Origin of the sequence: Nocardia sp. NPDC058114 (assembly GCF_042884695.1) — a bacterium.
GTDB lineage: Bacteria > Actinomycetota > Actinomycetes > Mycobacteriales > Mycobacteriaceae > Nocardia.
The window spans coordinates 17,381-42,753 of the sequence record NZ_JBHVTK010000007.1 but is presented as its reverse complement, the minus strand read 5'-3'; the positions used below and the strand labels follow the sequence as shown (position 1 = coordinate 42,753).

Annotated in this window: 21 protein-coding genes; 7 read left to right on the top strand and 14 right to left on the bottom strand. The window is 68.2% G+C overall.

What is annotated here, in order from left to right; all coding sequences use genetic code 11:
- Positions 1-90: 90 nt before the first annotated feature.
- The gene (locus ACFVVI_RS24575) at positions 91-312 is read right to left on the bottom strand and encodes a hypothetical protein (RefSeq protein WP_378632772.1); all 222 of its coding nucleotides are present in this window, start codon (positions 310-312) and stop codon (positions 91-93) included.
- 177 nt (positions 313-489) lie between these two features.
- Between ACFVVI_RS24575 and ACFVVI_RS24570 the strand changes: the two genes are divergently transcribed.
- A complete protein-coding gene (locus ACFVVI_RS24570; protein ID WP_378632770.1) occupies positions 490-918 on the top strand; it encodes a hypothetical protein in 429 nt (142 codons plus the stop codon).
- A gap of 55 nt (positions 919-973) precedes the next feature.
- Here ACFVVI_RS24570 and ACFVVI_RS24565 read toward each other — a convergent pair whose 3' ends face one another.
- The 6 genes from ACFVVI_RS24565 to ACFVVI_RS24540 form a co-directional block, all read right to left on the bottom strand.
- On the bottom strand, positions 974-1,426 hold the full coding sequence (locus ACFVVI_RS24565; RefSeq protein ID WP_378632767.1) for a VOC family protein: 453 nt from the start codon (positions 1,424-1,426) through the stop codon (positions 974-976).
- Between the two features lie 78 nt (positions 1,427-1,504).
- Positions 1,505-1,837, bottom strand: coding sequence for a TfoX/Sxy family protein (locus ACFVVI_RS24560; RefSeq protein ID WP_378632765.1), 333 nt, complete (start codon positions 1,835-1,837; stop codon positions 1,505-1,507).
- 35 nt (positions 1,838-1,872) lie between these two features.
- Positions 1,873-2,838, bottom strand: a complete 966-nt coding sequence (locus tag ACFVVI_RS24555; RefSeq protein ID WP_379312366.1) for an alpha/beta hydrolase — start codon at positions 2,836-2,838, stop codon at positions 1,873-1,875.
- Between the two features lie 56 nt (positions 2,839-2,894).
- Positions 2,895-3,572 (bottom strand): DUF6875 domain-containing protein, encoded by a 678-nt coding sequence (locus ACFVVI_RS24550; RefSeq protein ID WP_387447058.1) that lies wholly within the window; start codon positions 3,570-3,572, stop codon positions 2,895-2,897.
- Entirely contained in the window at positions 3,569-7,933 is a 4,365-nt protein-coding gene (locus ACFVVI_RS24545; RefSeq protein ID WP_387447056.1) for an amino acid adenylation domain-containing protein, read from the bottom strand. Before ACFVVI_RS24545 ends, ACFVVI_RS24550 begins: the two co-directional genes overlap by 4 nt.
- A gap of 99 nt (positions 7,934-8,032) precedes the next feature.
- Positions 8,033-8,977 (bottom strand): NAD-dependent epimerase, encoded by a 945-nt coding sequence (locus tag ACFVVI_RS24540; protein WP_387447054.1) that lies wholly within the window; start codon positions 8,975-8,977, stop codon positions 8,033-8,035.
- Positions 8,978-9,103: 126 nt separating this feature from the next.
- On the opposite strand from ACFVVI_RS24540, the gene ACFVVI_RS24535 reads away from it, so the two are divergent.
- Positions 9,104-10,063, top strand: coding sequence for a GlxA family transcriptional regulator (locus ACFVVI_RS24535; RefSeq protein ID WP_387447053.1), 960 nt, complete (start codon positions 9,104-9,106; stop codon positions 10,061-10,063).
- Here the strand turns inward: ACFVVI_RS24535 and ACFVVI_RS24530 are convergent.
- The 7 genes from ACFVVI_RS24530 to ACFVVI_RS24500 all read right to left on the bottom strand — a co-directional run bounded on the left by ACFVVI_RS24530 (position 10,039) and on the right by ACFVVI_RS24500 (position 18,728).
- Positions 10,039-10,806, bottom strand: coding sequence for a hypothetical protein (locus tag ACFVVI_RS24530; protein WP_387447051.1), 768 nt, complete (start codon positions 10,804-10,806; stop codon positions 10,039-10,041). The two genes, ACFVVI_RS24535 and ACFVVI_RS24530, sit on opposite strands and share 25 nt — an antisense overlap.
- A 77-nt stretch (positions 10,807-10,883) precedes the next feature.
- Complete coding sequence (locus ACFVVI_RS24525; RefSeq protein ID WP_387447050.1) at positions 10,884-11,612, bottom strand: sirohydrochlorin chelatase; 729 nt, start codon at positions 11,610-11,612, stop codon at positions 10,884-10,886.
- The gene (locus tag ACFVVI_RS24520; RefSeq protein WP_378991282.1) at positions 11,606-12,850 is read right to left on the bottom strand and encodes a uroporphyrinogen-III synthase; all 1,245 of its coding nucleotides are present in this window, start codon (positions 12,848-12,850) and stop codon (positions 11,606-11,608) included. Before ACFVVI_RS24520 ends, ACFVVI_RS24525 begins: the two co-directional genes overlap by 7 nt.
- Entirely contained in the window at positions 12,847-13,227 is a 381-nt protein-coding gene (nirD, locus tag ACFVVI_RS24515) for a nitrite reductase small subunit NirD (protein WP_101466100.1), read from the bottom strand. The genes ACFVVI_RS24520 and nirD overlap by 4 nt, the downstream gene beginning before the upstream one ends.
- 63 nt (positions 13,228-13,290) lie before the next feature.
- Positions 13,291-15,840: a nitrite reductase large subunit NirB gene (gene nirB, locus ACFVVI_RS24510; RefSeq protein WP_387447049.1), complete on the bottom strand. Its 2,550-nt coding sequence runs from the start codon at positions 15,838-15,840 to the stop codon at positions 13,291-13,293.
- A 30-nt stretch (positions 15,841-15,870) separates the two neighbouring features.
- Positions 15,871-17,325, bottom strand: coding sequence for a nitrate/nitrite transporter (locus ACFVVI_RS24505; RefSeq protein WP_378991619.1), 1,455 nt, complete (start codon positions 17,323-17,325; stop codon positions 15,871-15,873).
- Positions 17,326-17,579: 254 nt separating this feature from the next.
- Entirely contained in the window at positions 17,580-18,728 is a 1,149-nt protein-coding gene (locus ACFVVI_RS24500; protein ID WP_378991618.1) for an MFS transporter, read from the bottom strand.
- Positions 18,729-19,037: 309 nt separating this feature from the next.
- Here ACFVVI_RS24500 and ACFVVI_RS24495 point away from each other — a divergent pair, with 309 nt between their 5' ends.
- The 5 genes from ACFVVI_RS24495 (at position 19,038) to ACFVVI_RS24475 (ending at position 25,372) form a co-directional block, all read left to right on the top strand.
- Positions 19,038-19,709: a FadR/GntR family transcriptional regulator gene (locus ACFVVI_RS24495; protein ID WP_101466098.1), complete on the top strand. Its 672-nt coding sequence runs from the start codon at positions 19,038-19,040 to the stop codon at positions 19,707-19,709.
- Positions 19,710-19,911: 202 nt separating this feature from the next.
- Positions 19,912-21,396, top strand: coding sequence for an MFS transporter (locus ACFVVI_RS24490; protein WP_378991278.1), 1,485 nt, complete (start codon positions 19,912-19,914; stop codon positions 21,394-21,396).
- A 168-nt stretch (positions 21,397-21,564) separates the two neighbouring features.
- Positions 21,565-23,409, top strand: a complete 1,845-nt coding sequence (locus ACFVVI_RS24485; RefSeq protein WP_387447047.1) for an SCO2524 family protein — start codon at positions 21,565-21,567, stop codon at positions 23,407-23,409.
- Entirely contained in the window at positions 23,406-24,374 is a 969-nt protein-coding gene (locus ACFVVI_RS24480) for an SCO2523 family variant P-loop protein (protein WP_387447046.1), read from the top strand. The genes ACFVVI_RS24485 and ACFVVI_RS24480 overlap by 4 nt, the downstream gene beginning before the upstream one ends.
- The gene (locus tag ACFVVI_RS24475; protein ID WP_387447044.1) at positions 24,374-25,372 is read left to right on the top strand and encodes an SCO2522 family protein; all 999 of its coding nucleotides are present in this window, start codon (positions 24,374-24,376) and stop codon (positions 25,370-25,372) included. Before ACFVVI_RS24480 ends, ACFVVI_RS24475 begins: the two co-directional genes overlap by 1 nt.
- Position 25,373 lies beyond the last annotated feature (1 nt).

Here is a 25,373-nt window from a genome sequence, read left to right as displayed (position 1 = left end):
GACGGTAGGCGAATCAGCGGCTGCGCGGTTGCTGGCGAGGGGAAGTGAGGGCGCTCGTTATCAGATCGACGTCGACTCGTCGGCGGATGCTCAGTCGGGCAACTGGGACATACTCAGCAGCGTGAGGCCGAGGGTGTCGATGCGGGCCATCACGCCACGCATGGCCGTACTGTCGGCGACCAGACCGAAGAGGGTGGTGGTTCCGGTGGGCGAATGCGAGCTGGGGCGCAGCTCGGGGAAGGCCGCGAGGACACGCTCGGACAGCTCGCCCTCGATGACGAACTGATAGCGCAGCGGGCCCGACGTCGACATGGTTCCAGCGTCGCGGCCGGTCGCCGAGGGCGCCTCATCCGCTCCGGGTGAATTCGGTCGCCACCTGCGACGTCACCGGCCGAAACATTTTTAAACATGGTTATTTCAGTTTCTGGGACGCGGTGCCGCTCCGGTGGCTAATGTCGCGCTCAACATCAGCGCGAACAGGAGAACATCATGAAGATCTACCAGGCGCGGCGTGCCGGTTTCGGACTCACGGCATTCACCGCGGTGGCCGCGGCCGCCGTGCTGGCAGCACCCCAGGCATCCGCGCTCGTGCAGGGGATCGCGGTGAGCGGCAGCACGCACTACGTGGATACCGCCTACACCGTGACCGCCGATGTCACGGCCACCTCGTTCCTGTTCAAGGTGACCTTCACCGACAACGGCACCCAGATCGGCGAGCCGGTCTCGGTGGCCGACGGCAAGGCCACCATCACCTGGACGCCGAAGACCACCGGCGCGCACGAGATCAAGGCGGTGCAGGAGCTCATCAGCTCGAAGACCGTCACGATCACCGTCGCCCCGAAGCCGACCAACCCCGGCGGCGGCACGAGTACCGGGTCCGCTGATCTGGGTGGGCTGCTGTCGGGCTCGGCCGGCTAGCCCACCCGCGACGACGGCCGCCGCGAACCTCTCCCCGCGGCGGCCGTTCGCGCGTTCAGGCCTGGTCGTAGGCCTGTTGCAGAGCGGCGATGTCGAGCTTGGACATCGAGCGCAGCGCCGTGCCGACGGCGATGACGCGATCGGTCTCGCCACCCATCAACTTGGGCAGCACCGCCGGGACGACCTGCCAGGACACCCCGAAGCGGTCGGTGAGCCACCCGCACGGGCCGGGCGCGCCGCCGCCACTCGTCAACGCCTCCCAGAGCCGATCGATCTCGTCCTGGGTATCCACGATCACCTGCAGCGAGGCGGCATCACTGTGCGGGTGGCCCGGGCCGCCGTTCATCAGCGTGACGGCCTGGCCGTCGAGGTCGAGGGTGACGATGAAGGCCGAACCGTCGCCCTGGCGGGTGACCTCGACGACGCGCGAGTTCGGGACGGTCGCGGCATAGAGTTCGCCCGCCGCTTCGGCGTCGGCATCGAACCAGAGGAATGTGTTGACGGACATGATGTGCTCCTTGGGGTGAGTGGCTTGCTTCACCCACTGGTCGGAGCCGCACACCACCCTTCGACACATCCACCGAACTTATTTTCGCGGCAAGGTCTGCGCGAACCCCACTCCGCGTTCGACCCATTCCCGCAGTGCGGTGTCGTCGTCGACCGTCTCGGGGGCCACGCGCAGCCAGCCGTGCAGTTCGCGCCCGCCCATCACCATCGGCGTGATCGTCGATCCGTCGAGCAGGGCATCGCCTTCGGCCGGGGCGACCCGCACCAGCAGCCCGCCCTTGCCGCTGGCGGCCACGGCCATGTTGCCGCCGATCAGAAAGGCGAGACCGCCGAACATCTTCCGCTCGTCGAGATCGGGCCGTGGGTAGACGATCTCCCGGATCCGCTCGGCGAGCTCCTCGTCGTATGCCATCGACTCAGTGTGCGCCGAGCCACCGACAAGAAGGCTCAGATGCCGAGGGCGGCGGCGAACATCGGCCAGGAATCGTGAACGTCGTCCTGCCAGTACGGCCAGGCATGGGTGCCCCCGGCGCGGAAGCGGACGTCCGCGGGGATGCCGAGCTGGGCCAGGCGTCCCGCGAGTGGGGTCGAGCAGCTGCCGACCACGGCCTCCATGGTGCCGCCGACCAGCAGCCGGTCGAGCAGGACGCCGACGTTGCCCGCGATGCTCGGATCGTTGAAGGCCTCGTGCGGGCCGGGGGCGCCGTTGCCCGAGGACAGGTAGATGGCGGTGCCGCGCAGGCGGTCGGCGTGCAGGGTCGGGTCGTTGGCCGCCCACGCCGGGTCGCCGGGGGCGCCCCACATGTTGGTCGCGTCGGCGCCGAACGTGGCCAGCTGGGACCGGACCAGCGTCTCGGCGAGCGGATTGCTGGTCTGCGTGCACCCGCTGAAGGCACCGACCGCGCGATACAGGCCGGGCGCCGCGATCGCCAGGTTCAAGGCCGAGGTGGCCGACATCGACAGGCCCGCGACGCCGTTGGCGCCGGTCATGCCGAAGCGATCGTTGAGCAGCGGGGGAAGTTCGTCGGTCAGGAAGGTGGACCACTTGTTGCGACCCAGCGCACCGTCGTCGCGCTGCCAGTCGGTGTACATGCTGGCGCGGCCACCGATCGGGACGATCACGTTCACCGGCTTGTCGGCGAAGAAGTCGACCACATCGGTGCGCCGCATCCACGGCCCGCCGCCCTCGCCACCGTCGACCGCGTTCAGCAGATACAGTGCGGGCGCACCGGACCCGGGATGCGACATCCAGAGGGTGATCGGGCGGTTCATCGCCGCGGAGTACACGACCACCTCGAATTGCCGGCCGCCGAGCGGGCGAACATCGAGGATCCCCGATTCCGCCGACGCCGCGGGCGAGACGACGATTCCACAGCCGAGCAGGACGAGCAGACAGCACACAAGCCGACGCATGCGACGTAGTGTGCCGCATGACCCCGCTAATGTCCGGCATTGGGCGGTTCGTGTCCCTATTGTGCGTGTTCATCCGGAAAATGCGCGCGCAGCCCGGTGATCGAGGCGGGTCCCGCGTCAGGGACGTGCATCCGGTCCGCAATCGCGGCACGGAGCTTGCGCGGGAGTCCGGGCGCGTGCCGGGCGAGGTAGGCCGAGAGCCATTGCGGTTCGCCGACGAGGAACGGGAAATCGGTGTTCATCATCGGGCGGATCACCAGCATCGGCAGCGGCGCGTGCAGCGGGCGGTAGTCGCGATTCCACAGGCCCGCCACCGGGCAGCCGGGATAGAACTGGCCGAGCATGGCGCCCGCGCGCACGATGTCGCTCTTTCGCGTGGCGTGGGCGGCGTCGATGCGGGGGGTGTCGTCGAGGTCGGGGAAGACGGTCAGGACGGCCGGGGTGTGGTCGAGGGTGCGGTAGAGGTCGAAGGCGTCGTCGACGGCCTCGGCGATCGAGCCGGTGTCGGCCAGTTCGGCGATCCACAGGGTGTGTTGTGCGGCAGCGGGTTTGACGAACGGGCAGACGGGGCCCGGCCTGCCCTGCGCGGGATCCGGTCGCATCAGGGTGTCGGCGAACCACTCCAGCAACGGCGCCGTTCGAGGATGTTCGGCGGACCAGCGGACGGGGTCGTCGTAAACGCACCACCAAGTAGCGGTGGTGCGCCTGCCGGTCGTCGAGCGCAGGGTGGTCATGGTGTGGCTGTCGCGGTTTCGGCCGCACGCAGGTGGCGGTCGAGGATCGGGCCGATGTGAGCGACGACGTCGGTGTTGGTGAGCTGGGCGTGAGTGGTGTCGACCGGATGTTCGATGAGACGACCCGTGACAAAAGGACGCCACATCTGGGCGTCGAGGAAGGCGGTCATACCCTGGGTGGCGCAGAAGTAGAGGAGGTCGCCGTCGAACCGGTCGGGGCGGTAGCCGTGTGAGAGACGAACACCGTCGGCGTAGGCCTCGTGCAGTCGGGTCAGCTGGGCAGCGGCGAGTCCGGACCCGAGAGTTGCTCCGGCGGCGGCCAATTCGGCGGCGGCTTGCTCCGCCGAGAGGTCGGGAAGGGCGTCTGCGTCGTCGGGTTCGTCGCCGAGCAGGTGGGTGAGGAGGTCGCGCATGCGGGGGCGTGGGGGTGGGTCGGCGTGATCGGGGATGACGACACTGTCGAGCATGGCGAGGGTGGCCACGTCGCGACCTCCGGCGCGCAGCCGGACGGCGGTGGCGTGGGCGAGTTGGCCGCCGAGGGACCAGCCGAGGAGGTGGAGGGGGCCGTCGGGTTGCAGGCGGGTGATCTCGGTGGCGTAGGTCCTCGCGAGGAAGTCGACGGTCAGGGCGTCGGGTCGCGCGGTCACGTGCGCACCTGATGCGGCCTGGCCCGACCGTGTTCCCGACAAGGTCGGTGCCTGCAATCCGTACACAGGACGGTCCGTGATGTGGCGTGCCAGGCCGGTGTAGCACCAGGCGAGCGGGACGGCGGAGTGGACACAGAACAGCGGTGGACGGGTTCCACCGGTGCGCAAGGGCAGCACGGTGGCGAGGGCGTCGGCGCCCGGGTCGGCGTCGGTGCGGTAGGTCTCGATGCGGTGGGCGAGGGCGGCGACGGTCGGTGCGATGTAGAGCCAGCGGACCGTGATCGGGGTGTCCGTCGACTGGGCCAGCTGCGCCGAAACACTCACGCCGGTCAGCGAATTGCCGCCGATCGCGAAGAAGTCGTCGTCGGCGCCGACCGTGTCGAGATGACAGGCGGTGGCGAAAGTGGTGGCGATCAGGTGTTGAAGCGGGGTTTGTGGCGATCGGTAAGGAGTGGAGGACGGCGTGGGAAGTGCCGCGCGGTCGAGTTTGCCGTTGGCTGTCAGTGGGAGGCGGTCGAGGGTGACCAACGCGGCGGGGACCATAGCCGCGGGCAGAACCGTGCGTAAACGAGCGAGGGTTGCGGTGACATCGAATGTGATATCCGAGGAGAACACATGTTCCGGCCCACGGCGGGCCAGGGCCGGGGCACTGTCGAAGGTGGCGTCCGGCGCCGACGGATCGGCCGAGCCGCAGATTGGGACCGAGGCACCGTCGGCTGCGGTGCCCGACGCGGAGAGATCGGCCGAGCCCCGGACCGGGACGGACGCACTGTCGGCTACGGTGCCCGACTCGGAGAGATCGGCCGAGCCACGGACCGGGACGGAGGTACTGTCGGCTGCGGTGTTCGGCGCGAAGGGGTGCTGCGGACCGGCGCGGACGGACGCTCGGGTCGGGACGACGTAGCCGATGAGACGGGCGGCGGGGGTGCCCGCGTCGGCGATGTCGACTGCGGCGTGGGCGATGGCAGGGTCGGTGAGCAGGGCTGCTTCGACTTCGGCCGGTTCGATGCGGCGGCCGCGGACGGCCAGCTGGGAATCGATGCGGCCGAGGAACTCGTAGCCGCCGCCGGGGCGTGGTCCGACGAGATCGCCGGTGCGGTAGACACGTTCGCCGCCACCTCTGGGATCTGCCACGAAACGGGCCGCGGTGGTCGCGGGATCGCCGAGGTAGCCCTGCGCTACGCACGGTCCACCGAGGTACAGCTCGGCCCGCGCACCGGCGGGGACAGCTCGCAGGCGTGGATCCAGGAGCAGCGCGACCACTGTCGGTAGCGGTGCGCCGATCGTCACGGGCTCCCCCGCTACCAGGGGCGCCGATTGGGTGGCCATCACCGTGGCCTCGGTGGGGCCGTAGCCGTTGTGCAAGCGGACTCGGGATGCCCAGGTGGCGACCAGTTCCGGCGGGCAGGCCTCGCCGCCGACGACCACCACCGTCAGACTCGGCACGTCGGCGGGGCGCAGTGTCGCCAGCACGGCGGGCGTGGTGAGCAGATGTGTGACGCGATGCTGGGCGATCAGCCCGGTCAGTTCCGCGCCCGCCACCACCGTGGGCGGTTCGATCACCAGACGCGCGCCCGCGGCGAACGCGGCGAGGAGTTCGAGCAGGTGCGCGTCGAAGGCGGGTGAATGCGCGTGCAGCACTACCGAATCCGGCGTGGTGCGGTAGCGGTCGAGCAGGTGGCCGGTCAAGGGAGCGAGGCCGCGATGCGTCACCGCGACGCCTTTGGGCGCCCCGGTTGTCCCCGAAGTATGGATCAGGTAGGCGAGGTGCGCGCAGGTCAGCCGGTCGCGACGATCCGCGTCGGTGACCGGGTCCGATCGCTGATCGGCCACGTGGGCCAGGGTTTCCGCGTCATCGAGCAGCAGCCAGGTGACCCCGGCGGAATCGCCGGATCGCCCGGGGCGAGCAGCCCGTGTCGTCAACCCCAGCACCGCACCGGATCCGGCGATGATCCGGGCGACCCGCTCACCCGGATCACCCACATCGATCGGTGTCAGGCAGGCACCGGCCGCCGCGATCGCGCGCACTGCCACCACCGACTCGAGCGACCTCGGAATCGCGGTCAGTACCGGACTCCCCGGCGTGGCCCCGTACGCGATGAGTACCCTGGCCCACCGCGCCGCCGACTCGCCGAGCTCCCGATAGGTCATCGACCGGCCACCGTCCACCACCGCGACGGCGCCTGCCTCATCGAATCCGCCGAACAGTTCCGGCAACGTCGAAGTCGTTGCCGCGCAGACGACCCGGTGCGATTGGGTCGGGACCGATTCCGCGACAGGCCGGAGCAGCGGTCGCTGCGCGAGGTCACCCGCGTCCTCGCTGTCGCCTGGTTTCACGGCTGCGTCCTCGGCAGGGGGTCGCGAAGCGCGTGGGGTGGCGAATTCAGTAGTCAGGTCGTGGATCTGCCGGGCGGGTTCGGCGGCCAGGAAGGTGGCGAACCAGTCGAGGAACAGGCGGTGGTACCAGGACAGGGTGGCGGCGTCGTAGCGGGCCGGGTTGGCTTGGAAGTCGATCGTCGCGGTGGTCTCGTCGGGACCGAGTTGATAGCCGTTGACGAGGAGGTCTTCGACGGGGCCGAGGCTCAGCAGGTGGGCCCGGCCGTCAGCCGCACCGAGGATCAGCGGAGCGGTGAAACCGAGGAGATTGATCACGGGGCCGAATCCGCCTCGGGCCAAGTGCGTTTCGCCACGGTCGCGTTGAATGTCCTCATAGCGGTAGCACTGGTGACGCAGGGCGCCGATCACCCGCAGGCGCACCTGATCGATCAGTTCTTCGACTGTCGCCGTATCGAGGTCGCGCAGCCGCAAGGGCACGACATTGGAGACCGACCCGGCCGAGCGTCGCAGGGCAGCGGTGGGCCGAGCGGCCACGGGCAGTGAGAGGACGATCTGATCGGAGCCCGACATTCTGGCGAGGAACGCGGCGAAGGCAGCGGCGGTCAGCTCCGGAAAGCTGGCCGCGTAACGCCGGCGCGCGACGGCCAGCAGATTCGCGGTGCGCTCGTCGAGGCAGGCCGACACCCGGTGCGGACAGGCCGACGCGGGCGCGGCGACACCGGCCATCCCGATCGGATCCGGCAGCTCCGCAGTCTCTTTCGCCCAGAACGCCCGATCCGCCACCGCGCGAGAGGAATGCCGATAGACCCGGTCCGCCTCGACCAGGTCCTCGATCGACAACACCTCGGCCCGGTCGAGATCTCGTTCCCGCGAATAGTTTTCGGCAGCCAGCCGGAGCAGCGCCGCCGCACCGACACCATCGAGCACCAGATGATGACTGCGCAGGTAGAGAAAACACCGCTCGGGTTCCACCCGGTACAGCGTCGCGACAGTGATCGCGTCCGTGCACAGATCCAGCCGAGCCCGGCGATCCGCCTCCATCCGCGACAGCGCTTCGACCACCGCCGCAGCATGATCCACACCGCCACCCGGCGGCCCCTTCGCAGCAGCGGTGAGATCGACCTCGGTGAGTTCGCCGAAGACGGCCGGGTCGAGGAATTGGTGCGGTGTGCCGTCGACGAGGCGTATGCGCACATGCGGTGACTGCAGTCGCACCGCCGCCGAGCGGATCGCGGTGCGCAGGCGCGCGATGTCCAGTGGCCCACGCAGATCCAGATACAGGGCGATCGTGGCGGGCACACCGGGTGCGAGCTGATGAGCTACCCACCAGCGTAATTGCGCGGGAGACAAGGGAATCGGCACAGCTTCTGCCGCCATCACGGCATCTACCGCGCCGATACCATCCTCGCCTTGCCGCACCGGGCCTCCCGGGATTCGGAGCAACCGTTGACTGGTTCCCCGGCAAACCTACGGCATCTACCCCGCGTCGGGCACGGATCGCCGTGCGGCCGCGTCGGCGGCGACCACCTCGGCGAGCACCTCGTCCAGCTTCGACGCGGTGGTGCCGAAGGTGGTCCGCAGCGCCGAATCGTCGACGACGAACTCGCGATGGGACATGTGTTTCGTCTCGAACAGTTCGGTCCAGAACGGGTCCTGCTGGGCGAATTCGGTGATCTCCGCGTCGGTGAGCACCGCGAGTTCGGGTGTCGCGGCGTCGGCCAGCTCGGCGAGCCGGTTCGCGATCTCGCGCACGGTCGTGGTGATCACCGGGGCGTGCCAGGCCCTCCCCCACGACCGGTCGTCACGCGCGACCGCCACCAGCGCGGCCGCGGCATCACCGATCGCGGTGTAGGAGTGCGGGAGGTCGAGTTCCTGCGGGACCTTGGCCGGGGTGTTCGCCAGAACCGCGGCCTGGACGAACAGGGTGAAGACCGAGACAGCGGCCGCGCCGAGGAATTGGCCCGCGCGCACTTCGGTGACGCGCAGCCGGCCTGCCTCGTGCGCGGCGAGCGCATCGGCCCACATCCTGGCCCTGACCGCGCCCTTGCTGCCGGTCGCGGCGAGCGGAGTGTGCTCGGACACCACACCGTCGACCGGACCGTAGCCGTACAGGTTCCCCAGCATGACCAGGTCGGCGCCGACGGTTTCGGTGGCCGACAGGATCGAGCCGAACAGGGGCGGAACCGTTTCCGGCCAGGTGTGATACGCGGGCATCGCCATGTTGAAGACGGTGCTCGCACCGGTCGCGATCTCGATCAGAGCGGTGGTATCGAGCGCGTCGAGGGCGATCAATTCCACGTCGGGATGGGTGGGGCCGAGCCCGGTCCGGCTCACCATCCGTACGCGATCCCCGGCGTCGACCAGCGACAGCGCGGTGGCGGTGGCGGTGCCGCCACGGCCGATCACAACATGAGTGGACATGTGAATTCCCTTTCACGACAACATATTTCGACGCGAGCGACGTGGTGGCGCCCGCGCCTTCCACGATGCCGCTCGCGAGACGGCTAAACTAGTGGCCGCACTGCCAGCTATCCCAAGGATCAGGCCATGAAGACCATTGCCGTGGTTGCTGTCCCACCGGTGAAGTCCTTCGATCTGTCGATGCCCGAAACGCTGATGGGCTCGATCACGGTCGACGGCGAGCCCGGCTATCGCGTGGTTGTGTGCACCGCCGTGCCGGGGGCGCTGCCCTCGATGTCGCCCGGTGGGTTCGACGTCGTGATCCGGCACGGGCTCGAGGTACTCGACACCGCCGACGCGGTGATCGTGCCGAGCACCGGCAGCCGCGCCGACGCGGATCCGGTGACGCTGAAGGCGCTGCGCGCGGCCGTCGACCGCGGCATCCTGGTCACCTCGATCTGCAGCGGCGCGTTCGTGCTCGCCCAAGCCGGACTGCTCGACGGGCGCACCGCGACCACGCACTGGGCACTGGCCGAGGAGCTGGCCCGCGACCATCCGCTCGTCCAGGTGCGCAGCGACGCACTGTTCATCGAGGACGGACCGGTGACCACCGCGGCAGGCGCGGCAGCCGGAATCGACCTGTGCCTGCACCTGATTCGCGCCGACTACGGCGCCACCGTGGCGAACGCCGCCGCGCGGGCCGCGGTGGTGACGCCCGTGCGGCCCGGCGGACAGGCCCAGTTCGTCGACACACCACTACCCGCCGACGACGACCTGTCTCTCTCCGCTACCCGGACGTGGGCGCTACAACGCCTCGACACCCCGGTGTCCCTGCGCGAGCTGGCCGAACACGCGCGAATCAGCGTGCGCACCCTGAGCCGCCGATTCCACGAGGAGACCGGCCTCAGCCCGCAGAAATGGCTGCTGAGTCAGCGCATCCACCGCGCCAGGGAACTACTGGAATCGACTACCTTGCCGATCGAACAGGTCGCGCGGCACAGCGGCATCGGCTCGGCGGAGTCGTTGCGCCAGCACATGGTTCGCCAGGTCGGCGTCTCCCCGAGTACCTACCGCGCGAATTTTCAGTACGGCGCGATAGGCGGATAGCCGGGGTAGGGCTGGTAGCCCTGCGGCGCCGGAGCCGCGAAGAAGGGCGAGGACGTCCGGTTCCACAGCAGGATCACCGCGGCGAGCCCGATCGCCAGGGTGACCGTGCTGAACACCAGCGCGATCCCCGCCGTCGAGGTGATAAACGCCGTCACCGTGCCTGCGGCATAGAGCAGCGCGTTGATCCCGAACAACACCGTCCCCGTGATCCGGCCCCAGTTCTTTCCCGCCCGGCAGACGAACGCCATCCAGACCCACAGCCCCACCGTCACCAGCGAACTCAGGAGGGCCCCGCCGACGCTCGCGTACACCAGAAGATCGAGGTCGTCGCCCCGCAACACCCCACCCGAAGCGTCGAGCGCGGCACTGCGTGTCTCGTCGAGCATGGTGAGCGAGTAGGCCATGCCGAGCAGCGTGACCACCGCCCCCGCCAGCATCACGTAGAACGCGATCTGCACACTCTGCGGAACAACCCGAGGCCCGGCGTCCACCGGCGCACTACCCGGCCCGGGATACGGGGCACCCGGCCCATAGGGCGGCGGCGGCGCGTAGGGCGGTGGCGATCCCACCGCACCGGGCACCGGGCCGTGCGTCGGCGGCTGCGGAACGGCCTGGCTCGGCGGTGGCGGATAGGTGCCGGGAACCAGTGGATTCACGGGCCCACGTGCCGCCGACTCGTCCGGATACGCCGTCAGCCCGTCATCCTGCGATGAATAGCCCTGACCTGCGGACGAATCTGACATCGAGCGGTGCCCCCTTGTTGTGAAGTCGGCCCAACTCTAGTCGCAGCCGGCCGCACCGGCTGCCTGTGCGATCGGCGTCAGCGAACGCCGACCAGTTCCCTGGCCGCGCTCCGGTACCGATCGACGATCAACCGGACAACCCCCGGATGCACACCGATCGGCTCGGCCACCCCATCGGCACCGGCATCGTGCAACCGCTGATGAAACAGCCCGTGCGCCAGCAGATACGACGCGATGAACACCCGTTGCGCACCCGATTCGCGCAGCGCGGCAACGACTTCGGGCACACGCGGCGTCCCGGTCGCCACGTACGCGATCTTCACCGGCGCGTCCAGCTGCTCGGCCAGCATGCCCGCAGCCCGCCGAACATCCTGGCGCGCACGCGAATCCGAAGAACCCGCGGCCGCGAACACCACCGCGTCACCGGGCTTCCACCCGGCCGCGCGCAACCGCACCGCCATGATCCGGGTCAACGCCGGATCCGGTCCCATCGCCTCGGTCACGGCCACCGCGCAGTGCCCGCTCTCGGCAACCTCACGCGGAACGTCCTGGTACACGTGATAGCCGGAAGCGAGGAACGCCGGAACAACGACAGCGGGCCCATCGAGATCCCGCAGCACCTCCGACGGCGACGGACCGAGCACGTCGACGAATGCTGTCCGCAGCGCGGTATTCGGCGCCGAGACACCGAGTTCGGCGGCCACCGCGTCGGCCAGCGCCGCGATCATCTCCACCCCGCGCGCACTGCGAGTGCCGTGCGCGACCAGCACCAGAGCCGGATCACCCGGCTGCCCGGCGCTCACCACACTCCGATCGCTTGAGCCGGCCGGGGCGAGCGGGCGGGCGTTCCGATCCCCGCGGCGTGCGGTGCCTGAACAGCCGCGCGCACGGGCGGCGTATCGGAGCAGTCGGCCGCGTCCAGCGCCAGCCGGTACCCGCGCTTCACCACGGTCTGAATCGCCTTGGGAGTGCCCAAGCCGGCCCGCAATCGCGCGATCGCGGTCTCCACCGCATGGGTGTCGTCACCGCCACCCGGCAACGCGGCCAGCAGGTCTTCGCGCGACACGACCCGACCGGGCTGACGAGCCAGCGATCGCATCAACGCCATCGGGGCGGGCGCCAGCTGGCGCACCTCACCGTCGACGACAACACATCCACCACGCACGCTGATCAGATGACCGGCGGCGTAGATGCGGCTGGCGCGACGCGGAAGTTCTTCTGCCACATGGCGAGCCAGCGCGCCCAGCCGGGCACGCCCGGGCATCGTCGTCGGCACGCCGAGTTCTTCCAGCGGAGCCGCGGTGATCGGCCCGACACAGGCGGCGAGCACCCGGCCGCGGAACGCGTGCAGCACCGACTCGAGGAGTCCGGTTTCCTTGGCGCGCATCAGCAGTGACGCCACGGCGGGCGCACTGGTGAAGGTGACGCAGTCCAGGCTGCCGGAGATGATCGATTCGATCATGTTGTCCATCGGCCCACGATCGGCCGGCGGCTCCCAGCGGTACACCGGGACCGGGACCACGTCGGCGCCCGCGCAGCGCAGCACCTCGCAGAAGTCGGGAACCGGCTCCCATTCGGTGGTCGCGCCGTGCAGCTGCACCGCGATCCGGACGCCTTCGACGCCCTCGGCGAGCAGATGGTCGAGCACCTCGGCCGAGGACTCCGAGGCAGGCGACCACTCCTCACGCAGCTCGGCGGCGCGGATCGCGCCCTTGGCCTTGGGGCCGCGGGCCAGCATCCGGGTGGACGCGAGGGTGTCGCGCAGGACCTCGGCCAGGCCCCAGCCCTCCGCCGCTTCCATCCAGCCGCGGAAACCGATGCCGGTGGTGGCGACGGTGATCTGCGGCGGATCGGCGATCAGCAGTTCGGTGACCCGTTCGAGCTCGGTGTCATCGGCCAGCGGGATGATGCGAATGGCGGGGGCGGACACCACGCTCGCGCCCTTGCGGGTGAGCAGGGTGCTGAATTCCTCGGCGCGGCGGGCCGCGGTGACGCCGATGGTGAAGCCGGCAAGGCACGGGCCACTGTCGGTGGGAGAGGTCATGGGGTCTGCACCGGCTCGTTGGAGACCGCGACGACGCCGCCGTCGAGTTGGACGGCGTACACCGGCAGGGACTGGGACTCGTCGTCGAGACAACGGCCGTCGATCAGCGAGAAGGCCTGCTTGAGCAGCGGCGACGCGACGACGGGAACACCGCCGCGATCACCGATGATGCCGCGAGACATCACCGCGGCCCGGCCGAACGGATCGATGTTGCCGACGGCGGCGAGCGTGCCGTCGGTGAGTAGGAACAGAGCCGCCTGACGGCCGCCCTTCAACAGGACAGCCACGCCGCGCCCCGGGATCAGGAAATCGAGCCGGCAAGCCTGGGTCCAGGTCACGGTCTCAGTGGTGATGGTGGGTGTGTCGATAACGGTCATCGGTTCCTCCTCCGAACGCCTTACCTATTGGTACAGGCGCCCTGTTTCCGCAGCGTTAAGGGCTTATTTCCCGGCCGGTGCTGTGTCCGAAGCAACACCGACGGGCATGCCGGGAAGACCGAGGAGCACTGGTACCTTGCGTTCGCCGCTGTCGTCGAACGAAATCGTCGGATCGGCTTCGTCAGGGGCATTGACGAAGGAGACGAATCGCGAAAGCTTGTTCTCGTCCTCGAGCACGGCCGCCCACTCGTCCTTGTAGCCCTCGACGTGCTTGGCCATGGCGGCCTCGAGGTCACCGGCGATGCCGAGGCTGTCGTCACAGACGACGGCCTTGAGGTAGTCGAAGCCGCCTTCGAGGGCCTCCTGCCACGGCGCGGTGCGCTGCAGGCGGTCGGCGGTGCGGATGTAGAACATCAGGTAGCGGTCGATGTAGCTGATCAGGGTCTCGTCGTCGAGGTCACCGGCCAGCAGCACCGCGTGCTTGGGGGTCAGACCGCCATTGCCGCCGACATAGAGGTTCCAGCCGTGCTCGGTGGCGATCACGCCGACGTCCTTGCCACGGGCCTCGGCGCACTCACGCGCGCAACCCGACACGGCCAGCTTGATCTTGTGCGGCGAGCGAAGGCCGCGGTAGCGCTTCTCCAGCAGCACGGCCATGCCGACCGAGTCCTGCTGGCCGTAGCGGCACCAGGTGGAACCGACGCAGCTCTTCACGGTGCGCAGCGACTTGCCGTAGGCGTGGCCGGACTCCATGCCGACGTCGACCAGGCGCTTCCAGATCAGCGGCAGCTGCTCCACGCGAGCGCCGAACAGGTCGATGCGCTGACCACCGGTGACCTTGACGTAGAGGCCGAACTCCTTGGCCACCTCGCCGATCACGATCAGCTGGTCGGCGGTGACCTCGCCACCGGGCATCCGCGGGACGACCGAGTAGGTGCCGTTCTTCTGCAGGTTGGCCAGGAAGTGGTCGTTGGTGTCCTGCAGCGCGGCCTGCTCGCCCTCGAGGATGTGCTCGCTCGAGGTCGAGGCCAGGATCGAGGCGACGGTCGGCTTGCAGATATCGCAGCCCGAGCCCTTGCCGTGCTTGGCGATCAGCTCGGAGAAGGTGCGGATGCCGGTGACGGCGACCACGTCGTAGAGCTCGGCCCGCGACTGGGTGAAGTGCTCACACAGCGACTTCGACAGCGCCACGCCGGACTGCTCGAGCAGCTTCTTGATCATCGGCACACAGCCACCGCAGGAGGTACCCGCGTTGGTGCAGCTCTTGACGGCCGGGATGTCGCAGGCGCCCTCGGCGATCGCGCCGCAGATGGCGCCCTTGCTGACGTTGTTGCAGGAGCAGATCTGGGCGTCGTCGGGCAGTGCGTCGGCACCGAGTTCGGCGCCGGCCGGGGAGATCAGCGCGGCGGCGTCGGCGGGCAGCGGGCGCCCGACCAGCGGGCGCAGGGCCGCGTACTGGCTGGCGTCACCGACCAGGATGCCGCCGAGCAGGGTCTGCGCGTCGTCGGAGACGACCAGCTTGGCGTAGGTGCCCTTGGCCGCGTCGTGCAGCACGACCTCGAGGGCGCCCTCGGTGGTGCCGTGCGCGTCACCGAAGGACGCCACGTCGACGCCCATCAGCTTCAACTTGGTGGACATGTCGGCGCCGGGGAACTCGCCCGCCCCGCCCAGCAGGCGGTCGGCGACGATCTCGGCGGTGGTGTAACCGGGGGCGACGAGGCCGTAGCAGACGCCCTCGATCGCGGCGCACTCACCGATCGCGTAGACGCTCGGGTCGGAGGTCTGCAGGGTGAGGTCGGTGAGGATGCCGCCGCGGGCGCCGATCTCGAGGCCGGAGGCCTTGGCGAGGGCGTCCTGCGGGCGGACACCGGCGGAGAACACCACCAGCGAGGCCTTGATCTCGGCATCGTCGGACAGGTGCACGGTGACGTTGTCCGCGCCCTCCTCCTCGATCGAGACGATCTTGGCGGTGCCGACACCCGTGTGCACGTTGAGCCCGATATCGGTGACGAGCTTCTCCAGGATCGCGCCACCACCGGCGTCGACCTGGGCGGGCATCAGGCGACCGTTGTATTCGATGACGTGCGGGGTCATGCCGAGCAGGCGCAGCGCGTTCGCCGCCTCCAGGCCGAGCAGACCGCCGCCGACGACCACACCGTGCGCGCCGGGACCGGCCGCTTCGGCGGCGGCGCGGATGCCGTCGAGGTCGTCGATGGTGCGGTAGACGAAGCACTCGGGCAGGTCGTGGCCCGGGACCGGCGGCACGAACGGGTAGGAACCGGTGGCCATGACCAGGGCGTCGTAGGCGATGACGTCGCCGCTGGTGCTGGTGACGGTCTTGGCTTCGAGGTCGATAGCCTCGCCGCGCTGGCCCAGTCGCAGGTCGACCAGGTCGTCGCCGTCGTACATGTTGCCGGGCAGGGCCAGGTCATCGGCGTTCCAGTTGCCGACGTAGTAGGACAGGCCGACGCGGTCGTACGCGGGCAGCTTCTCCTCCGACAGGATGATGACCTGCCACTGGCCTGCCTCGTCGCGCGAGCGAAGGGCTTCGACGAAACGGTGTCCGACCATGCCGTGGCCGACCACGACCGCTGTTTTACGAGTGCTGTTCATAAGAGTGACCTCCTTGGTAGTGGTCGGTTGTCAGCGAGCCGACGAATTGGCCGACGAAGCGTTGGTTTCGGCCTCGAGGACCATGTGCTCGGCCTCGACCACCACTGCGGAGTCGGAGGTGAGACGGGGACGGCGCAGGAAGACCGTCCAGGTAACGGCGGCGCAGACCACGTAGAAGGCGAGGAACACCCAGAACGCGGTGGTGGCCGAAGCGGTGCTGGCGTAGGAGCTGCGCAGCACCATGTTGATGCCGACGCCGCCGAGGGCGCCGATGGCGCCGACGAAGCCGATCAGGGCGCCGGAGGTGTTCTGCGACCAGGCCGCCTGCTCGACCCGCGAGACCGGCAGGCTCTTGGACTTGGCCTCGAACACCGACGGGATGATCTTGGTGACGGCTCCGTTGCCGAAACCGGACAGGACGAACAGGGCGATGAAGCCCGCGACCAGCAGGGTCATGGTGGCACCGGTGGCAACGCCCTTGTTGCCGTCGGCCATCGTCGAGGCGGTGATCACGAGCAGCGCCGCGAGCATCATGGCGCTGAAGGTGGCGATGGTGACCTTGCTGCCACCGATCCGGTCGGCCATCTTGCCGCCGTAGGGGCGGGCCAGCGAACCGAGCAGCGGGCCGATGAAGGCGATCGATGCGGCGTGGATGGCGGCCTGAGCGGCGGTGTCGCCACCGGCCTTGAAGCTGATCTGCAGGATCTGGGCGAAGGCGAAGCTGTAACCGATGAACGAACCGAACGTGCCGATGTAGAGGAAGGCGATCGCCCAGGACTGCGGCACCCGCAGGGCCTTGACCATGTAGGACAGGTCGGCCTTCTGGTTGGTCAGGTTGTCCATGTAGAACGCGGCGCCCACGGCGGTGACACCGACCAGGACGAGGTAGACGGCACAGATCACCGTGGCGTAGTCGCCGCCGAGGGTGACCAGCACCAGCAGGCCGAGCAACTGGATCACCGGGACGCCGATGTTGCCGCCACCGGCGTTCATGCCCAGCGCCCAGCCCTTGAGGCGCTGCGGGTAGAAGGCGTTGATGTTGGTCATCGACGACGCGAAGTTGCCGCCACCGAAGCCGGCGAACGCGGCCACGATCAGGAACGTGGTGTACGACGTGCCGGGCTGGTTGACGAAGTACGCGGTCAGCGCCAGCGGGACGAGCAGCATGAACGCGGAGAAGATTGTCCAGTTGCGGCCGCCGAAGCGGGCGGTGGCGACGGTGTAGGGGATGCGAAGGAACGCGCCGACCAGGGTGGGCATGGCGACGAGGAAGAACTTGCCCGCCGCGTCGATGCCGTACTTGTCGGTGGGCATGAACAGCACCATCACCGACCAGATCGACCACACCGAGAATCCGATGTGCTCGGCGATCACAGACCAGATCAGGTTGCGCTTGGCGACATCCTTGCCACCGGCTTCCCAGGCCGCGACGTCCTCGGCATCCCAGTCGTCGATGTCGTGGTTCCGCTTCAGCGTGCTCAAGATTGGGCCTCCCAAAAGTGCGATGGCCCAACGGTAGGAAATGGGTATTGCCGAAATGCTGCGGGAAATGTCGCTTGAATCAACGGTTTCTCACCTTCCCCCGATCAGGGAGGTGAGATCAGCCCTTTTGTTTCCGGCATGTGTCGCAACGATTTCCGCGCGTAAGGAAGCAGCAAGAAATCATCGGAAACGCCCGTGAGGGTGTGATCTACACAGCATTACTCCGAACGCACCGGTTCGCAACTCGAACGGTGAGATCAATTCCAGCTGTCTTCGAGCATGCGCGGCTTGCAGGCTTGCCAGGCGCCCGCGAGGAGCACACCGAGGGCGACGAACAGCATGGCGAACGGGACGAGCCAGCCGCCGGTCCAGGTGTGCAGCATGCCGAACAGCAGCGGGCCGGTGCAGGCGATCGCGTACCCGACGCCCTGGGTGAAGCCGGACAGGGCCGCCGAGCCATGGGGGGTGCGGGTGCGCAGGTTGATCAGCGTCAGCGCCATCGGGAAGGTGGACGGGCCGAGACCCAGCAGCACAACCCACAGCAGGGGGGCCTGCATCGGCGCCACCAGCAGGCCGATGAAAGCGGTCGCGAACAGCACCATGCAGCCGACGACGACGGGGAACGGATTGCGCATCCGCGAGACCACGGTGGGCGCGCCCAGCGCCGGGATCAGCCCGATCAGCGCGAACAAGCCGACCATGCTGCCGCCGAAACCGGCGCTCGCGCCCGCGTCGGACAGGATCTTGGGCAGCCAGGCGAACATGGCGTAGGTGGTCAGCGAGGTCATGCCGAACATGCCCGCCATCCCCCACGCCACCGGCGAACGCCAGACTCTGCCGGTCTCGGGCGCCTCGGCGGGCAGCGCGGTGGTGTCGACCGTGTCGCGACCACGCCGATCACGCAGCACGACGAACCACGGGATCGCGGCTGCGAAACCGACCAGCGCCCACACCCCCATCGAGATCCGCCAGCCGTGCGCCTGCGCCACCGGCACGGCGATGAACGCCGGAATGACGGTGCTGAGCTGCACCATCACGATGTAGAGCGAGCTGATCGCGGCCAGATGATCGCCGAAATACCGCTTCACCAGCGGCGGAATCACCACATTGCCGATGCCCATACCGAGCAGCGCCACCCCGGAGAACGCCAGCAGTCCACCGGTCCCGGTGGCGAACACCCGCACCAGCGACCCGGCGCCGGCCAGCAGCATCGCCACGAACACGGTCCGCTCGAGCCCGAACCGGCGCACGAACAGCGGCGCGATGAGCCCGGCGAGACCGAACATCGCGGTCGGCAACATGCCGAACACCCCGACGATCCCCGTGCCGTACCCGACCTCGGCGCCGATCGTCTCGGCGAGCGGACTGAATGCGGTGACAGCGGCACGCAAGGTGAGCGCCGACATGATGATGGCCGCCAGAACGAGCAGCCGACCTTCGATCAGCGACCGCTCGGTGATCTCGGGAGACGGGTCGACGCGACCACGCCGGTCGTCCTCGAGGGTCGACCCGGCGCCGGAAGCTGGCTGGAAATCACGGAGCGGCGGCACCCGGAAATCATAGGATGACCCGATGACTACTGCCAAGCGACTGTGAGCGATCTCCCGCGAGAACACGGGAACTCGCCGGAACGGGCTGACGCACCGCCGGCCGCGCGCTGGTCGAGTCCGGCCTGAAGTCCCGGCGAGGCGGAACAGCCCAGTACCCTTGCTGACGTGCAACCCGTCCGGCGTACCAGCCTCATCGCCCAGGTCACCGAACAGCTTCGGGCCGAGATCCGTTCCGGCCGTTGGCCAGTGGGCCAACGGATCCCCACCGAACCAGAGCTCACCGAGCTCACCGGGACCGGCCGCAATACCGTCCGCGAAGCCGTCCAGGCGCTCGTGCACGCGGGCATGCTCGAACGCCGCCAGGGCTCGGGCACCTATGTGATCGCCACCTCCGAGGTCGGCGGCACGCTGGGCAAGTACTTCGCCGACGCGCACGAACGCGACATCCTCGAACTGCGCCAAGCTCTCGACACCACGGCGGCGGGCCTGGCCGCGCGCCGTCGCGACGACGCCGATATCGCCACTCTCCAGCGCTTGCTCGCCGAACGCAGCAACCGGAATTGGGCCGAGGCCGACCCGGTGGCCATCGCCGCCGACGTCGAATTGCACCGCGCGATCGTCGTCGCCAGCCACAACGCGGTATATCTGGAGTTCTACGATTCGCTGCTGCCGATCATCGAGCAGGTGATCCACGCGCGGACCGCGAAATCCGACGACGCGTACGACACCGAGCACGCCGAACTGGTCCAAGCCGTCATCGACGGTGACGCCGAGCGGGCCGTGCAGGCGGCCAACTGCTTCCTCGGCTCGCTCATCGCCGAATATCCGGACCGCTGAGCAGCGCAGAGAGACGCTTCCTAAATCCAGGTAACCGGGCTGTCACCACCAGCGAATTCGCACGGTGAGCCCTAGTTGCCTGGAACGTCACCTGAGGCCATTGTCACGCAACAACCGGCTCCTACCTTTATCTCGACACCGCAGGGAGCATCGTCGAACACCAGGCGAGCTGCTCCTATCGAGCCCGATCGAGAGGAAGCCGATGACCGCGATAGCCGCCACCGGCCATGAGACGGAAGCCCCGTCCTTCGAATACCAGAAGAAGGGCCGCTGGATCTCCCATTGGGATCCCGACAACAAGGGGTTCTGGGAATCCGGCGGCGCGAAGACCGCCAAGAAGAATCTGTACTTCTCCGTATTCGCCGAAAATCTCGGCTTCAGCATGTGGGTCATCTGGGGCTCCATCGTCACCGCGATGGGCCCGGCCGGCTTCGAGTTCCTGCAGGGTCTGGGCAAGGGCAACGCGGTCGCCGTGAGCAACGCGCTGCTGCTCACCTCGATCCCGACCTTGGTCGGCGCGGCCCTGCGAGTTCCGTACACCTTCGCGGTTCCGCGGTTCGGTGGGCGCGCGTTCACCGCGTTCAGCGCCGCGTTGCTGTTCCTGCCCGCGCTCGGCATCATCTACTTCGTCAACCAGCCGAGCACACCCATGTGGGTGTTCCTGGTGCTGGCCTCCCTCGCCGGTGTCGGTGGCGGCAACTTCTCCTCGTCGATGTCGAACATCTCGTTCTTCTTCCCCGAGGGCAAGAAGGGCGCCGCGCTCGGCCTCAACGCCGCGGGCGGCAACCTCGGTGTCGCGCAGACCCAGCTGATCGTGCCGCTGCTGATCACCTTCGGCACCCACATCATGGCCAAGGACGCGGGCGGCTATCGCTTCGGCATCACCCTCGCCGTGCTGTTCTGGCTGCCGTTCATCGCGGTCGCGACCCTCGGCGCGCTGTACTTCATGGACTCGCTGGCCGAGGCCAAGTCCGACGGCAAGTCCTACAAGCTGGCGCTGACCAACCGGCACACGTGGATCATGTCGTTCCTCTACATCGGCACGTTCGGCTCGTTCATCGGCTTCTCGTTCGCCTTCCCGACACTGATCAAGGCCACCTTCCCCGACCTCGCCAAGATCGGCTGGATCACCACCCTGGGTAACCTGGCCTTCCTCGGCGCCCTGGTCGGTTCGTTCAGCCGCCCGTTCGGTGGTTGGGTCTCCGACAAGATCGGCGGCGGCGCCAAGATCACGGTGTTCGTCTTCGGCGGAATGTCGATCGCGGTGGCCTGCATCGTGGCCGCCGTCGATATGAAGAGCTTCCCGCTCTACCTGACCGCGTTCCTGGCCCTGTTCATCCTGGCCGGTATCGGCAACGGCTCCACCTACCGGATGATCCCGTCGATCTTCAACGCCACCGCCAAGAAGTACGCCTCCGAGCACGGCATGGACCTGACCGAGGCGGCCACCTCCGCCAAGCGGCAGGCCGGCGCCGCGATCGGTGTCATCGGCGCGGTCGGCGCCGCGGGTGGATTCGTCGTCCAGCAGGCCCTTCGCCTGTCCAACGTCCACCTGAAGACCATGGCCCCCGCCTTCTGGGCGTACGCCGCCGTCTTCCTCGTGATGGCCGCCGTCACCTGGTGGTGCTACCTGCGCACCTCCTTCGCCACCGACAAGGTTCCCTCCCTGGCCTACGCCAGCGTCTGATCCATCCCCACCCACCCGAAAGCCACGTTCGGTCCCCTCCCGAACGTGGCTTTCGGCTGTCACGTCGTTTCCGTTGTCACCCACGTCGAAACGTATTACGGCACAACCGATGACAAGGACGCGTCCCAGCGTCCACACTGAGGGGGCAGTTGCACGGAGGGGACATCGGTGAGAATTCGACCGCGGCAACAACTTCTGGATCTCTGGCGCGCCCACCTGCGCACCTCGTTCCGCGATGGCGGATGGGTCTGGGGCGGACGCGACGGACGCAATTCGATCAGCGACGCCGAGCAGCTGATGTGCCTGCTGTATCCGTCGACCGAACTGGCGAGTTTCGCACTCGACCCGGACAGCATCGAGTCCGCTGACGATATCGCCGCGGTCATGGCGACGCTCGGCGACAACCTCCGGGTCGGCGGCGCCCTGGTGACGAAGATCGAGGAATTCTTCGACTCCTATACCGATGCCGACGGGAATCCGATATTCGCGGGCGGCAGCTACTTTCGCGACTCGGGTTTCGGAGAGCCCTCGGCGGCGCAGCGTGAGCTCGAGGTGGTCGACTCCTATTCGATGTCGCTGAGTCTGTGCATCGCGTCGCTGCGCTTTCTGCGCGGTCTCGACCGGTACCTGGTGCACGAGGTGCGCCGCGAGGGCACGCACCTGAAGGAGCGCATCCACGCGCTGACCCCCCGGGTAAGCGTCCGGCTCACCTCCGCGATGGGGGGTCTGATCCGAAGTTTCGTTATCCACACCCCGCCCTTCTCCTCCTCCGCCGGGCAGGAGATCCTGAAGCTGGTCAATCAGACAGGCGCCCCGGTCAAGGATGTCATCGCCGACTTCTCCGGTGCGCTCGAGCAGATCCGCGTGCAGGCCGAGAACGACGTGCGCAGCGGCCACACCCCCGGCCTCGATCTGCGCGACGACAACCTGGCTTTCGAATGCGGCTGGGCGTGGGGTATCGACACCAATGCGGGCCCCGCTGTCGAGGTCACCGGCCGGGTTGCCACCCAGCCCGGTTACGCGGTCACCGAGCCTTACCTCTACTTCACCCTGGTCGCGCTCGACGGCATCAAGGACCTGTACTCCCAGCGGACCCAGGAACCGGCGCTACTCGAGCCGCATCAGCTCCAACTGGCCGAGGCGCTGAAGCGCCGCGCGGAGCTGACCCAGCGCTACTGGTCCACGATCTCTCGCTTCGGAACCGGGCGCTGGCCGCTGGAAGACCTGCCCTGGCGCACTTCCGACGGGAAACAGTCGGACTACTACAGCCTGGCTGTAACGGCGTTTCTCATCCAGGACTTGCTGGAGCGGGAGTCCACCACCGATCTGGCACGCACTGTCGGGGTGTTACGCCAGTTGGCGCAGCGGGCCCGGATCATCAACCGGCAGGTCCCCGACGATCCTGCGGCTCGTCTGCACTATCCCGGAATTACCCTGACGCTCAAGGGATCCGAGGTCGTCGAGCCGGGCACGGTGCTGGGTTATCACGTCAGCGACTTCACTACGCTCTTACTCAAGCGCAGCCTCCAGGCCGCCCGGCTGGCACGTGACGTGGACACCCGCGAGGAGCTGCTCGACCTGGCCGCCTCGGCCCTGCAGCACATGCAGGACCGAGCCATCACCGGCGGCCGTTCCGCGGGCCTGTGGGACAACCTCGGCCCGGTCGGCGATGCCGCCGATGCCGCGCCCTCGTGGTTCCTGACCGAACGCATGATGGAGTGCCTGGTAGTCGCACACAACACCTACACTCGACCCCCGCTGGCCACCCAGGCAATGGTGAACGCCGCGATCGGCAAGCTCAGTGAGGCCGAGCATCTGCTCAGCCAGGAGTTTCTTCAGGTCAGCGATGCCGTGTACTCGTCGCGATTCCAGGAGCTGGCCGCGATCCAGCAGTCGCTGGACCGGGCCGATGAGATCCTGACCAAACGACCGCACACTGCCGAGGCGCTGGCGGCCGACGCGCTGCTTCGGCTCAACGCGCTCGCCTACGCTCGGGAGGACGCCACCCGATGAGCGCCGATGACGCCGCGCCGATGCTGGTCTTCGCGACCTCTGACAAAGGAGGCACGGGACGGTCGGTTACCAGCTGCAACATCGCCTACAGATTGGCTCTGCACGGCCTCGATGTCGCCTATGTCGACTTCGATTTCGGCTCTCCGACGGCGGGCGCGCTGTTCGAGATCGGACACGCCGAGCGCGGCATCACCGATGACCGCGGGATGCATTCGTATCTGCGCGGGAACACCGGCGAGCCTCGGCGGCTGATCGTCGGCCGGGAAACCGACCGACCCCAACTACGTCGCGACGCACCCGGAGCTGGGCAGCTGGTCTTGTTCCCCGGCGACCTCGGCGGCGCCGAATTCGGCTGCGACAACGCCATGGTGGCGCGCGGAACCGCCTTGTTCGCCCAGCTGCTCAGCGAATTCGCCGTGGTGATAGTCGATCTCAGCGCCGGACGCTCGGTTGCGCTCGAGATCGCATTGCGGGCCACTGCCTCGACCATGCTGGCGCACCGCGCACATCGTTGGCTGGTCTTCCACCGGTGGACGCGCCAGCACGTGCTGGCGGCCGGCGGCCTGGTACACGGACAGCACGGGCTGATCAAGACCGGTGCGATCTGGGATCGTCAGCGCGACAAGCTGCTCACAGTCGAGAAGTCCGAACAAGCCCGCCTCGCATCGATGCGTTGTGTGCGCACGGCAGTCGCCGCATCGGACTGGACCCACACAGTGGACCGGCCGGCCCAGGCTGCCTGGCTGAAAGAACAGGCGAACGCTTTGCGAGAACTGGCCACCGCCAATGGTATCGGCGCGGCCATGGTGCTCGGGCAGACACCGATCGAGCCGATGCTGCAGTGGCGCGAACAGCTCATCCTCGATGCCGACGTCAACGCCGGCCTCGCCGATCCGGCAACCGTCGCGGCGTACACGGATCTGGCTCGGCGGCTTACCGTTCCGACGACCTGGGACATCGAATAATGAACCTGCCAACGTATCGGGAAGCGTCGGAGGAATCCGCCGTCGCGCCACTACCCATGGCCCACCTGTCGATCGAGATCTGTCACTTCCGGCACGAGGAAATCCTCTACGACACCGACCTGGTCCGCGCCCAATTCCGGCGTGCGGTCCCGCTGGTCGCCGCGTTCATCGAGTCGGCTCGGATCGAGTACGGGCCGGACACCCGGGTGAGTACCTGCTACCTCACCGACGATTACTTCCAGCCACGCTTCGAACCGGCCGAGGTGCTCGGCAAGCTGCTGGGCGCCGCGGCCGACGCCGGGCTGACCATCGACTATCTGGCCAGGGAATCCGGTTGCCACCGAGCGCCGGTTTTCGCGGGCGGGGTCGCGGTCGGCGCACCGATCCCGGTCGCGGAGATGGTGGCGGCGCGGCTCGTCGCGCAGCCAGAGGACGAGGAGGTCGCCAACGGCAGCCGACCACCGACCACCGAATCCGGCTGGCTGTGCAACGGGCGTCGGGAACAGGACGACTCGTCGCGCCTCGCCATGCATCCGCTGCCATATCGGCCCCCACAGGAGTACGGCCGCGGCGAGCATTCGATCTTCCTCGACGTGGAGTTGTGGCACGACCGGGACGAGGCCGCACGACGCTGGTCGTGCCCGTTCCTGGCTGCGGTATGGCAGCTGTTGCGCCTGGGCATGCTGCGCTATCACGGTGCGCCCGTGGTGGATCCGCAGCTGTGGCCCGCCGATCGCGCATGGCCGGACAGCTGGGAGGACCTGCCTCCCGTGGTGCGGCTCGATCCGGACGCGGCGCCGTTCACGGCGTACCGGACGCTGTCGATGCTGCCCAAGCGCTATCTGCTGATCGAGTCGGCGGTGCGGGTCATCCTCGATCATCTCGCGCCGGATGACGACGTCGCCGCCCAGGTCGCCGCCCAGGGTAGTGCCGAGCAGGTGGTGGTACCGCCCAAAGTCGTCGAACGCGTGGGACACCTGCTGCTCGATGGGACCTGAC